The sequence below is a fragment of the Pantoea sp. X-Soil-YNGN-785 genome, from assembly GCF_059730585.1.
Map to the genome: position 1 here is coordinate 3,742,986 of NZ_AP035942.1, position 11,738 is coordinate 3,754,723.

Sequence of the window (11,738 nt, forward strand, 5' to 3'; positions counted from 1 at the left end):
ATCTTTTACTTTTAACCGGTTAGAAGAGATAAACAGTCTGGCAGGCAGCAGCTAATCGCCATTTACGCGTGGAGTCTGAATGAAAAAGCTCACCTTAGAGGTGGTGGCAAAAATGGCGGGCGTCGGGATTGCGACGGTTGACCGGGTGCTGAATGAGCGCGGCGGCGTCTCGCTGGAGACCAGCCGCAAAGTTCTGAAGGCCGCGCGTGAAGCGGGACTCCGGCGTCTGCTGCCAGAGGAGTATCAGCATCCGTGGCAAATCGAAGTCTTCCTTAGTAACAACGGCTCATCCTTTTTTCAGCAGCTCACCACCTGTTTCAGCGAGATCGCCAGTCAGCTTGGCTATCGCCGCCTGAAGCTGCACAAAACGCTCGTGGCCGAAGCGCAGCCCGAGCAGCTGGCGCAGAGCATTGTCGCCCGCAGCAGCACCCGCGACGGCATTATCGTGTTTGCACATGACTCACCGCCTGTCTATCGGGCACTGGCGCTGTGCCGCAGCCGCAATGTGCCGGTGATCACCATCGTCACCGATCTGCCCGACGCTGACCGCCTGTGTCATGTTGGCATCGACCAGTATCAGGCAGGCCGCACCGCGGGCCTTCTGATGAGTAAAACCCTGAACCAGCCCGGCGACATTCTGATGGTCAGCGGCCGCTTTGATTATCGCGCCCACCGTCAGCGTATCGCCGGCTTCCGTGAAGCCATGGAGCAGCGTGCGCCGCAGCGTTATCTGCGTGAGGTGCTGTCGGGTCAGGATCAGCGGGAAACCATCCGCAGCGAGCTGGCCCGCAATCTGCGTTCGTCACAGGCGATTGCCGGGGTCTACAACACCGGCATGGGCAACACGGACGTCAGCGATACCCTGCGCGCTCATCAGCTGCTGGGTAAATGCACCTACATCACCCATGAGCTTTATGATGTGACCCGTCAGCTACTGCTGAACGATGAAGTGGCGTTTACGCTGGATCAACATGCCCGGCAGCATGCCCGATTAGCGATCGATCTGATGCTGAGTCATCTGGAAACCGGCTATCAGCCGGATGTCTATCAGGCGGGTAAAGTCGCGTTCCGGCTGTTTACGGCGGAAAATATGGTGTGAGATGAACCCGGTTTCCCCTGATGAGACAATTTAATCAGGGAAAACCAGGTGAGCATTCTTAATCCGACTCGTCACGGCTTTCATTGCTGTCCGGACTGTCGTCATCATTACCCTGACTCTTCTCCACTTCCTGCGGATGTCCCATCGAAAGTGCCGTGGCGCTGGCCGGATCGAACAGTGACAGACTCTCAATCTGGTCCACCATAATCACTTTACGAAACGACATCGCATCTTTAGGCTTCGAGTCGAGCGTGATCTCATGCTCGGCGTACCATTTGCTGTAGTTATGCTCTACCGCCAGCTTCAGCGTTTTGCTGTCGCGATAGCCGCTCAGCATCGGGATCAGCACGATGTTTTTGGTGCTCTCATATTCAAAGGTCGAGGCATGCACCATGCCGATGTAAATACGGCGCGACTTCAGCGTAATCCACGCCAGTTCACCCTCTTCCATGCACTGAAACAGCAGTTGCTCCACGCCGTTGGATCGTGACAGCCGCTGATAGAGATCTTTACGCCCTGATACATTCAGGCGTGCGCTGCCCGCCCAGTTTGAGCGATAGAGGCAGAGCAGAATGGCGAAGGCGAGCATAATGACAACCGGTGCCTGGATGCCCAGGAAACTCCAGTTCATGAACTCCACCTGCCACTTCAGATGCACGCCGGGGATCATCTGCAGGGCATTGGCGATACCGGACATACAGAGCAGCAGCAGCCAGACGATGCCAGTGGCGAACACGCCCTGCAGAACAAAAATACAGCCGTAAAGCGCGACCAGAAAATAGACATCCCAGCCCGACGAGCGGCGGATTTTAAAGCGGCTGTTTAAATCACGGCTGGTGTACCAGTAACCACTGACCATCAGCACCATAAATATTGCGGTACCCACCTTACACTCCCTTTAACGTATTCACATGGCGGGCAAAATCTTCGTGGACTTCCTCACTCAGCGTATTGACCGAGATATTGCCGTTCTCATCAATAATGATGCGCTCACCTTCGGCGATGGAGTCGTTGATATCCTGACGGGTCATGATCTGTAGAAACTTCTCGGGACTGGCAAAGACCGACTTAACAAATTTAAACATAGCGATCCCATTGTTGGCCTGAAAATTGAAGTATGTGACCGAATCCACACTCTCGCCTGTTTAATTTCAGGTGAAATTTCTTAAAATCAATTAATTAGCGAAGCGGTATCCACACGATCCGGCCTGTTTTTTGCAGAAATCTTCAACGTAACCAGCAGCCTGCCGCAAAAAGCCTCCTGTTTATACGGGTCTGGTATGCAACAACGCCGAATCGCCTCACCGCCGGAAAGCGCTAAGATCAATGGTTAGCCCTTTTCTGTCACCCTGTCTGAAACGCATCGAGGAAGGTTTGCATGAAATTACGAACACTGGGCCGTACCGGTCAGCGCGTCTCTGAAATTGGCTTTGGCGCATGGGCCATTGGCGGAACCTGGGGAAAAGTGAGCATGGAGGATGCCAAAGCCGCGCTGAACGCCGCGCTGGATGCGGGCATCACCTTTATTGATACCGCCGATGTCTATGGCGATGGTCGCTCCGAAAAGATTATCGCGGAGGTGCTGAACCAGCGCGGCGGGGAACGTCCGTTTGTCGCCACCAAGCTGGGACGTCGCCTTTCACCACACGTGGCTGAGGGCTACAACGCCGAAAATCTCAACGCCTTTATTGATCGCTCACGTGAAAATCTGCAGACCGAAACGCTGGATCTGGTGCAACTTCATTGCCCGCCGACCGAGATCTACTACAACCCGGACGTCTTCGCGGTGATGGATGAGATGGTGGCCGCCGGAAAAATCCGTCACTACGGTGTTTCCGTTGAGAAAGTCGAGGAAGGGCTGAAGGCGCTGGAATTTCCCAACGTCTCGTCGATTCAGCTGATCTACAACATTTTCCGCCAGCGTCCGGCGGAACTGCTGCTGCGTGAGGCGAAACGCCGTGATGTGGCGATCATCGCCCGTGTGCCACTGGCGTCAGGTCTGCTGACCGGTAAAATGAATGCCGACAGCGTGTTTGCCGCTGACGACCATCGCACCTTTAATCGCAATGGCGAAGCGTTCGATAAGGGCGAGACCTTCTCCGGCGTGCCGTATGAGGTGGCGCTGGAAGTGGTTGAGGAGATTCGCCGCTTCGTCACCGGGGACACCACCATGGCGATGTTTGCGCTGCGCTGGATCCTGATGAACGAAGATGTCAGCGTGGTGATTCCTGGCGCGAAAAATCGCGAACAGGCTGAAGCCAATGCCCGCGCCAGCGATGTCGATGCGCTCTCTGAGGAGACAATGGCAGCGCTGAAGCAGATCTATCAGGAGAAGATCGCGCCTCACGTGCATCAGCGCTGGTAAACGCGCGTTACAACGCCTGGGCACAGGCCCAGGCAGAACTCCACGCCCACTGGAAGTTATATCCGCCCAGCCAGCCAGTGACATCGGCCACTTCACCAATAAAGTAAAGCCCCGGCACCGCACGCGCCTCCATGGTTTTCGAGGAGAGCTGCGTCGTATCCACGCCGCCCAGCGTTACTTCCGCCGTACGATAGCCCTCTGTGCCGTTTGGCTGGATGCGCCAGGCGTGCAGCGTCTGCGCCAGCTCCGTTTGCTGTTTGCTGTTGAGCTGCTTCAGCGTGATGTCCGGGACCACCTTCAGCGCCTGCAGGACTTCCACCAGACGCTTCGGCAGGATTTTCGCCAGACTGTTTTTCAGGCTGAGATTCGGATGTGCTTCACGCTGTGCCGTCAGAAACGCCTCAAGCGGTGTGGCGGGCGACAGATCGATAGTGACGAATTCACCCGGCTGCCAGTAGCTGGAAATCTGCAATACCGCCGGACCGGACAGGCCGCGATGGGTGAAGAGCATCGCCTCTTTGAAGCGGGTGCCATCCTGCGCATCAATCGTGGTCTCCAGCGCCACGCCTGACAGCGTCTGCAGCTGCTCCAGCAGCGGCTTGTGCAGAGTAAAAGGCACCAGCGCCGCCCGCGTCGGAAAGACGCTCAGGCCGAACTGCTCCGCAATTTTATAGCCAAATGGCGAAGCCCCCAGACCTGGCATCGACAGGCCGCCGCTGGCGATGACCAGCTTCTCCGCCTGAACCGTACTGCCGTTGAGTTGCAGGGTATAACCGCTTTCATCGCGCGCCACGCTGAGCACTTCACTGCGCAGCCGCAGGGTGACATTGCCCTTGTCACATTCGGCCAGCAGCAGATCGACAATCTGCTGAGCCGAGTCATCACAGAAGAGCTGACCCAGGGTTTTCTCATGCCAGGCAATACCATGACGATTGACCAGATCGATAAAATCCCACTGGGTATAACGCGCCAGCGCCGATTTACAGAAGTGGGGATTGTGCGACAGATAGGCCGCCGGTTCGGTATAGAGGTTGGTGAAGTTGCAGCGGCCACCGCCCGACATCAGAATCTTGCGTCCCGGCTTTTTGCCGTTATCCAGCAGTAACACGCGGCGTCCCCGCTGTCCGGCCTGGGCGGCACAGAACAGACCGGCGGCGCCGGCACCAATGATGATAACGTCAAACTGTTCCACTGCGGTTCACTCACTTAACTGGAAAGGCGCAGATTGTAGTGATCTGCTCACTGAGACGCCAGCGTCAAAAAATTGCCGTAAATGTGTCATATTGTATCTGCTTAATATCTAACCCTTTTTAGCTGAGTTACCCTTCAGCCTTACGACGAAAGGTCAAATTAACGCTATATTTTCCTTTCCCATACAGCACGTTGTCGCGGATAATGCGCCGCGTTCATGTCCTCCAAAAATGGCGTAACGTTTATGCTACATCTGTTTGCTGGTCTAGACCTCAGTACTAGCCTGTTATTGGTTCTTGCCCTGCTGTTTGTATTGTTTTACGAAGCGATCAACGGTTTCCACGACACGGCCAACGCAGTTGCGACGGTCATCTATACGCGTGCCATGCGTGCCCAGCTTGCTGTGGTGATGGCGGGTGTATTCAACTTCCTTGGCGTGCTGCTCGGTGGATTGAGTGTCGCTTACGCTATTGTTCATATGCTTCCCACCGATCTGTTGTTAAATGTTGGATCGGCTCACGGTCTCGCCATGGTGTTTTCTATGCTGCTGGCGGCGATTATCTGGAACCTCGGCACCTGGTATCTCGGTCTGCCGGCCTCCAGCTCCCATACCCTGATCGGCGCCATTATCGGTATCGGTCTGACCAACGCCCTGATGACCGGAACCTCGGTAGTTGATGCACTCAACATCCCGAAAGTCCTGAACATCTTCCTTTCTCTGATCCTGTCGCCGATTGTCGGCCTGGTGATGGCGGGCGGCTTGATCTTCATTCTGCGTCGCTACTGGAGTAATACCAAAAAGCGTGCGCGTATTCATATGACGCCTGCTGACCGCGAGAAGATCGACGGCAAGAAAAAGCCGCCGTTCTGGACCCGTATCGCCCTGATTGTTTCGGCAATTGGCGTGAGCTATTCGCACGGCGCGAATGACGGTCAGAAAGGCATTGGCCTGATCATGCTGGTCCTGATTGGCGTGGCTCCGGCCGGTTTCGTGGTAAATATGAATGCCTCCGGGTATGACATTACGCGTACCCGCGATGCGGTTAATCACCTGGAGCAGTATTACCAGCAGCATAACGCCTCGCTGACGCACATCATCCAGATGGCACCGCCTAAGCTGCCAACGCCGGAAGAAGTGCCAGCGACCAGCCCGCAGGAGTTCCACTGTGACAGCGCGCGTGCACTGCAGGCAGTTCAGCGTGCTCAGGTGTTGCTGAATAATCTGCAAAGCTACGACCAACTGACGGTTGATCAGCGCGGTCAGATGCGTCGTCTGCTGCTGTGTATCTCAGACACCGCCGATAAAGCGGCCCGTCTGGAAGAGACATCACCGGATGACAAGCGCTTCCTCAATAAGCTGAAAAGCGACCTGCTTGGCACCATTGAGTATGCGCCGATCTGGATTATTGTGGCCGTCGCGCTGGCGCTGGGCATCGGCACCATGATTGGCTGGCGTCGTGTTGCCACTACCATTGGTGAGAAGATTGGTAAAAAAGGCATGACCTATGCACAGGGCATGTCAGCGCAAGTGACCGCCGCAGTGTCGATTGGTGTCGCCAGCTATACCGGCATGCCCGTCTCGACTACGCATATCCTCTCTTCATCCGTAGCCGGTACGATGCTGGTTGACGGGGGCGGATTGCAGAGCCGGACCATCAAGAACATCGCCATGGCGTGGATATTCACCCTGCCGGTTTGTATTCTGCTGTCAGGTTCGCTCTACTGGATTGCCTTAAAACTGGTGTGATGCCAGCAGACAAAAGGGCGACGTAAGTCGCCCTTTTTTAATGCCAGATCGCCAGCGCCACCAGACTTATCACTACCAGTCCGCACAGTGCACTGGTCAGAAGAAACTGCCCCCGCACCCGCTCGCAGCGCCGGATAAACTCATCGTCATGATGATCAAGATAGCGCTTTGCCCAGATATAGGTGACCAGCCGCACCTGCTTGCTCGGCTGACCGTGAGAGGTGAAGAATCCCGCCCCATCGACATACTGATACAGCAGCGGATCACAGCCCCGTAATACCGCCAGCAGGGCACGCAGCGATGAAAAATAGCGCGCCATATTCACGATACACACCACACAAAGAGCCCAAAAAAGCGCAATAGTGTTGATCATATTCTCCCCCTCCCGACTGGCATCGCAGCAACAGACCCAGCGTCAGACACTGTATCCGCCTGCAGAAAAAACCAGCCACTGAATCACCGGACTGCGAAAATTTTCGACCCCCTGAGCGGCTGCGAACCGGACCGCCTTTTTTCAGTGTAGGAGAATTCTTTACATTTTTTCCAACGATGATTTTCGTTCAGCGCGAGTAAATCTGGCATAGCCTTGATCTTATTCATAAGCCAGGCGGCAACGGCAGCATTTGCAGTGAGAGAAGGCTATACTCAGAACATAACAACATCATCACCTGCAACGCAGGTAGACACTTTGGTGGCGCTCATCGCCCGCTCGCGCAAAGGATTTCGCTAAGCTGTGACGCGGCAGGAACACCGGATGCCATCCTTAATCTCGTGAAAGGAGTTTTATCATGGCTTATAAACACATCCTGATTGCAGTAGACCTTTCTCCCGAAAGTCAGTTACTGGTGGATAAGGCCGTCTCGCTGGCTCGCCCGTACGATGCCAGAATTTCCCTGATTCACGTTGATGTGAATTACTCCGACCTCTACACCGGCCTGATTGATGTCAACTTAGGGGATATGCAGAAGCGCATCTCTGAAGAGACGCATACGGCACTGAAAGGGTTATCAGATGCCGCGGGCTATCCGATCAGCGAGACGCTGAGCGGCAGTGGCGACCTCGGCCAGGTGCTGGTTGATGCGATCAAAAAATATGACGTTGACCTGGTGGTGTGCGGTCATCATCAGGATTTCTGGAGCAAGCTGATGTCTTCAGCTCGTCAGTTGATCAATACCGTGCATATCGACATGCTGATTGTGCCGCTGCGCGATGAAGACGAGGCGTAATTCAGCCGCTTAAATGAATAAAGCCGGCACGGAGCCGGCTTTTTTATACGTTTAAATCGGTTAAAGCGGAGGATAAATATCAAAGCGATGGCTTTTGGTTACGACCGCCGCCTGCGTCACGACACCCGCCAGCGGCGGTGCATAGTCTGGCCGCTTCACCACAATCCGTTTCTTCGCCAGCCGCCGGGCCGGTTCCAGTAGCGCATCGGCATCTTCATCCGGCCCTACCAGCGACTGAAAGACCCGCATCTCCTTTTTTACCAGCGCACTTTTCTGGCGATGGGGATACATCGGATCAAGATAGACCACATCCGGCTGCGGCGTAATCTCGCCCAGCGCCTGCGCACTGGCTGCATGAATCAGCGTCAGGCGGTCGCGCAGCCAGGGGCCAATTTCCGCATCCTGATAACCGCGCTGCAGGCCATCTTCCAGCAGCGCAGCCACGACAGGATGGCGTTCCAGCATCCGCACCCGGCAGCCGAGCGCCGCCAGCACAAACGCATCACGTCCAAGTCCGGCCGTCGCATCCACCACATCCGGCAGATAGCCGCCTTTAATGCCAACCGCTTTGGCGACAGCTTCGCCACGTCCACCGCCGAAGCGACGGCGATGCGCCATTGCCCCGGTGACGAAATCAACAAAAATACCGCCCAGCTTTGGCTCATCACGCTTGCGCAGCTCAAGGTGCGTCGGCGTTTGCACCAGTGCCAGCAGCGCGTCTTCCTCGTGCTCCAGCTGCCAGCGCTGCGCTAAACGTGATAAGGCGCCGTCTCCGGCGCCTGATTCATCGAGCAAACAGATTTTCACGAACCGACTTATCCCTGAATGCCGTAATGTTCCAGCATCGCATCGAGCTGTGGCTCACGGCCACGGAAGCGTTTGAACAGCTCCATCGGCTCTTCAGAGCCGCCACGCGTCAGGATGTTATCCAGGAACGACTGACCAGTTTCACGGTTAAAGATGCCCTCTTCCTCGAAGCGGGAGTAAGCATCCGCCGCCAGCACGTCCGCCCACAGATAGCTGTAGTAACCTGCTGCATAGCCACCGGCAAAGATGTGGCTGAAGGCGTGCGGGAAACGGCCCCATTCCGGACTCGGAACGACTGCTACGCGGCTTTTCACTTCGCGCAGGGTTTCCAGAATCTGTGCGCCTTTCTCCGGATTAAACTCGGTATGCAGACGGAAATCGAACAGGCCGAACTCCAGCTGACGCAGAATAAACAGCGCGGCCTGATAGTTTTTCGCCGCCAGCATTTTATCCAGCAGTTCTTTCGGCAGCGGTTCGCCGGTCTCAAAGTGACCGGAGATAAAGGCCAGCGCATCCGGCTCCCAGCACCAGTTTTCCATGAACTGGCTTGGCAGTTCGACCGCATCCCATGGCACACCGCTGATACCGGAAACGCCAGGCGCTTCGATGCGGGTCAGCATGTGGTGCAGGCCGTGACCAAACTCATGGAACAGGGTAATCACTTCGTCATGGGTGAACAGCGCAGGTTTGCCTTTCACCGGACGGTTAAAGTTACAGGTCAGGTAAGCAACGGGCTTCTGCAGGCTGCCATCGGCTTTACGCATCTGGCCCACGCAGTCATCCATCCAGGCACCGCCACGTTTGTGCTCGCGGGCGTAGAGGTCGAGATAGAAGCTGCCGCGCAGTTCACCGGTTTCATCGAACAAATCGAAGAACTTCACGTCAGGATGATAAACCTCAACGTCGGTACGCTGCTTCGCAGTGATACCGTAAATGCGTTTCACCACTTCGAACAGACCGGCGACCGCGCGCTCTTCCGGGAAGTAAGGACGCAGCTGCTCATCGCTGATGGTGTAGAGATGCTGCTTCTGCTTTTCACCATAATAAGTGAGATCCCATGGATTCAGCTGCTCAACGCCATGCTCTTTCTGCGCGAAGGCGCGCAGCTGCTCCAGCTCTTTTTCACCCTGCGGACGGGCGCGTTCAGCCAGGTCATTCAGGAAGTCGATCACCTGGGACGGGCTTTGCGCCATTTTGGTCGCCAGCGATTTATCCGCGTAGGAGTCGAAGCCCAGCAGTTGAGCCAGCTCGTGACGCAGCGCCAGCTCTTCCGCCATGATAGGACCGTTGTCCCATTTACCGGCGTTCGGACCCTGATCGGAAGCACGCGTCGCATAGGCGCGATACATCTCTTCGCGCAGCGCCGCGTTATCGCAGTAGGTCATGACCGGCAGATAGCTTGGAATATCCAGCGTCAGCAGCCAGCCTTCCTGCTCTTTGGCTTCAGCCTGAGCTTTCGCCGCCGCCAGCGCGCTTTCCGGCATACCGGCCAGCTCGCTTTCATCGGTGATCAGCTTGCTCCAGCCCATGGTCGCATCGAGCACGTTGTTGCTGTAAGCCGAACCCAGCTCAGAGAGGCGCGCGGCGATTTCGCCATAGCGCTGCTGTTTATCCTTTGGCAGGCCGATTCCAGAGAGTTCGAAATCACGCAGGGCGTTATCGACCGCTTTCTTCTGCGCCAGATCCAGTGCCGCGTATTGATCGCCCTCTTTGAGGTTGCGATACGCCTGATACAGCCCTTCATGCTGACCGACCCAGGTGCTGTATTCAGAGAGCAGCGGCAGCGTCTGCTCATAGGCTTCACGCAGCTCCGGGCTGTTTTTTACCGAATTAAGATGGCTGACCGGGGAGAAAATACGGCTCAGGCGATCGTCGGTTTCCGCCAGCGGCTGAACCAGGTTATCCCAGGTGTACGGCGCACCCTGCGCCACCACTTTTTCGACTTCTGCGCGGCATTGGCTCAGCACTTCCGTCACGGCAGGAACAACATGCTCAGGCTGGATAGCAGAAAAAGGGGGGAGCGTAAAAGATGTCAGTAGCGGATTGGTCATAGCGCAGTCCTTTATCGATGTATGGGGCGCAGCGGGTCGCGCAACGCAATCTAAGTAACATGCGGCTTAGTGTAGTGAAAATCAATGGGGGTCAGGATGAGGTGGGGAAGAAACGCGCGAATGGCTACCCGAAAGCCCGCTGCTTTTAAACTATGGCTGCGATTGCGATGAGCGCGTCGGGCAGCTTTCCGTACCTGCATGCCTGCAACAGGATGCCGCGCCCTGTAATCCCGATTTGTTATCACGCTTCTGGCCCATCGCCAGGCCATCCCTGATATAATCGCGGATTCTCATGCTTTTCCTGCGTCGGTTGCTGTGCGTCGTTCTGTAGGTAATACGTGAGGTAATAATTGGTATAAATTGATTTTCCATCAATTAAAACCTTATACATTCAACAGGATAAACAATGCTGAGTTATCGCCATAGCTTCCATGCGGGCAACCACGCCGACGTGCTGAAGCACACTGTTCTGAGCCTGATCATCACGGCGCTGAAAGAGAAAGAGAAACCGTTTTTCTACCTGGATACCCATGCGGGCGCAGGCCGCTACCAGCTGAGCGGCGAGCACGCCGAGCGTACCGGTGAATATCTGGAAGGCATCGCGCGTATCTGGCAACAGCCCGATGCACCGGAACTGCTGCAACCCTATTTTGACGCCATCGGTGCGCTGAATCGTGGCCCTTCTCTGCGCTACTATCCGGGTTCACCGCTGATTGCCCGTCATCTGCTGCGTGAAGATGACCGGCTGCAACTCACCGAGCTGCACTCCAGCGACTATCCGCTGCTGCGCAACGAGTTTAGCAAAGACAACCGCGCGCGCGTCGACCGTGCCGACGGTTATCAGCAGTTAAAATCGAAACTGCCACCGCCGTCGCGTCGCGGTCTGGTGCTGATCGACCCGCCTTATGAGATGAAAAGCGACTACCAGGCAGTAGTGAAAGGCATTCAGGAAGGTCATAAACGGTTTGGCACCGGCGTCTTTGCGCTGTGGTATCCGGTGGTGTTACGTCAGCAGATCAAACACATGCTGCGCGACCTGGAAGCAACCGGCATCCGCAATATCCTGCAGATCGAACTGGCTGCCCGTCCGGACAGCGATCAGCGCGGCATGACCGCCTCCGGCATGATCGTGATTAACCCGCCGTGGAAGCTGGCCGATCAGATGAATACCCTGCTGCCATGGCTGCACAAAAAACTGGTTCCGGCCGGTACCGGTCACTTCGTGGTGAACCAGATCGTTCCTGAATAACCG

Annotated in this window: 11 protein-coding genes; 5 read left to right on the forward strand and 6 right to left on the reverse strand. The window is 55.9% G+C overall.

Going from position 1 to position 11,738, the window contains the following annotated elements; genetic code table 11:
* Window positions 1-79 precede the first annotated feature (79 nt).
* Complete coding sequence (locus tag AC6I8E_RS17470; protein ID WP_013359380.1) at window positions 80-1,099, forward strand: LacI family DNA-binding transcriptional regulator; 1,020 nt, start codon at window positions 80-82, stop codon at window positions 1,097-1,099.
* Window positions 1,100-1,157: 58 nt separating this feature from the next.
* Here AC6I8E_RS17470 and AC6I8E_RS17475 read toward each other — a convergent pair whose 3' ends face one another.
* Complete coding sequence (locus AC6I8E_RS17475; protein WP_033784226.1) at window positions 1,158-1,985, reverse strand: hypothetical protein; 828 nt, start codon at window positions 1,983-1,985, stop codon at window positions 1,158-1,160.
* Window position 1,986: 1 nt separating this feature from the next.
* A complete protein-coding gene (locus AC6I8E_RS17480) occupies window positions 1,987-2,184 on the reverse strand; it encodes a hypothetical protein (RefSeq protein ID WP_013359382.1) in 198 nt (65 codons plus the stop codon).
* A gap of 293 nt (window positions 2,185-2,477) precedes the next feature.
* Here AC6I8E_RS17480 and AC6I8E_RS17485 point away from each other — a divergent pair, with 293 nt between their 5' ends.
* A complete protein-coding gene (locus AC6I8E_RS17485) occupies window positions 2,478-3,464 on the forward strand; it encodes an aldo/keto reductase (RefSeq protein ID WP_497824259.1) in 987 nt (328 codons plus the stop codon).
* A 7-nt stretch (window positions 3,465-3,471) separates the two neighbouring features.
* Here the strand turns inward: AC6I8E_RS17485 and AC6I8E_RS17490 are convergent, their stop codons facing one another.
* Window positions 3,472-4,656, reverse strand: a complete 1,185-nt coding sequence (locus tag AC6I8E_RS17490) for a BaiN/RdsA family NAD(P)/FAD-dependent oxidoreductase (RefSeq protein WP_013359384.1) — start codon at window positions 4,654-4,656, stop codon at window positions 3,472-3,474.
* Between the two features lie 243 nt (window positions 4,657-4,899).
* Here AC6I8E_RS17490 and pitA point away from each other — a divergent pair, with 243 nt between their 5' ends.
* On the forward strand, window positions 4,900-6,402 hold the full coding sequence (gene pitA / locus AC6I8E_RS17495) for an inorganic phosphate transporter PitA (RefSeq protein WP_133163748.1): 1,503 nt from the start codon (window positions 4,900-4,902) through the stop codon (window positions 6,400-6,402).
* Between the two features lie 37 nt (window positions 6,403-6,439).
* On the opposite strand, the gene uspB is transcribed toward pitA, so the two are convergent.
* A complete protein-coding gene (gene uspB / locus AC6I8E_RS17500; protein WP_013359386.1) occupies window positions 6,440-6,775 on the reverse strand; it encodes a universal stress protein UspB in 336 nt (111 codons plus the stop codon).
* 415 nt (window positions 6,776-7,190) lie between these two features.
* On the opposite strand from uspB, the gene uspA reads away from it, so the two are divergent.
* Window positions 7,191-7,628 carry a universal stress protein UspA gene (gene uspA, locus AC6I8E_RS17505; protein ID WP_013359387.1) on the forward strand — a complete coding sequence of 146 codons (438 nt, stop codon included), beginning with the start codon at window positions 7,191-7,193 and terminating at the stop codon, window positions 7,626-7,628.
* A gap of 60 nt (window positions 7,629-7,688) precedes the next feature.
* Here uspA and rsmJ read toward each other — a convergent pair whose 3' ends face one another.
* Window positions 7,689-8,435 (reverse strand): 16S rRNA (guanine(1516)-N(2))-methyltransferase RsmJ, encoded by a 747-nt coding sequence (rsmJ, locus tag AC6I8E_RS17510; protein ID WP_033784229.1) that lies wholly within the window; start codon window positions 8,433-8,435, stop codon window positions 7,689-7,691.
* 8 nt (window positions 8,436-8,443) lie between these two features.
* On the reverse strand, window positions 8,444-10,486 hold the full coding sequence (gene prlC, locus AC6I8E_RS17515; RefSeq protein ID WP_013359389.1) for an oligopeptidase A: 2,043 nt from the start codon (window positions 10,484-10,486) through the stop codon (window positions 8,444-8,446).
* A gap of 406 nt (window positions 10,487-10,892) precedes the next feature.
* Between prlC and AC6I8E_RS17520 the strand changes: the two genes are divergently transcribed.
* The gene (locus AC6I8E_RS17520) at window positions 10,893-11,735 is read left to right on the forward strand and encodes a 23S rRNA (adenine(2030)-N(6))-methyltransferase RlmJ (protein WP_095706545.1); all 843 of its coding nucleotides are present in this window, start codon (window positions 10,893-10,895) and stop codon (window positions 11,733-11,735) included.
* The last annotated feature ends 3 nt before the right edge of the window (window positions 11,736-11,738 follow it).

Bases quoted from the DNA above. Each gene is read 5' to 3' on its own strand.
- AC6I8E_RS17520 (WP_095706545.1), top strand. From the start codon at position 10,893: ATGCTGAGTTATCGCCATAGCTTCCATGCGGGCAACCACGCCGACGTG.
- AC6I8E_RS17480 (WP_013359382.1), bottom strand. From the start codon at position 2,184: ATGTTTAAATTTGTTAAGTCGGTCTTTGCCAGTCCCGAGAAGTTTCTA.
- AC6I8E_RS17485 (WP_497824259.1), top strand. From the start codon at position 2,478: ATGAAATTACGAACACTGGGCCGTACCGGTCAGCGCGTCTCTGAAATT.
- prlC (WP_013359389.1), bottom strand. From the start codon at position 10,486: ATGACCAATCCGCTACTGACATCTTTTACGCTCCCCCCTTTTTCTGCT.
- pitA (WP_133163748.1), top strand. From the start codon at position 4,900: ATGCTACATCTGTTTGCTGGTCTAGACCTCAGTACTAGCCTGTTATTG.
- AC6I8E_RS17470 (WP_013359380.1), top strand. From the start codon at position 80: ATGAAAAAGCTCACCTTAGAGGTGGTGGCAAAAATGGCGGGCGTCGGG.
- uspB (WP_013359386.1), bottom strand. From the start codon at position 6,775: ATGATCAACACTATTGCGCTTTTTTGGGCTCTTTGTGTGGTGTGTATC.
- uspA (WP_013359387.1), top strand. From the start codon at position 7,191: ATGGCTTATAAACACATCCTGATTGCAGTAGACCTTTCTCCCGAAAGT.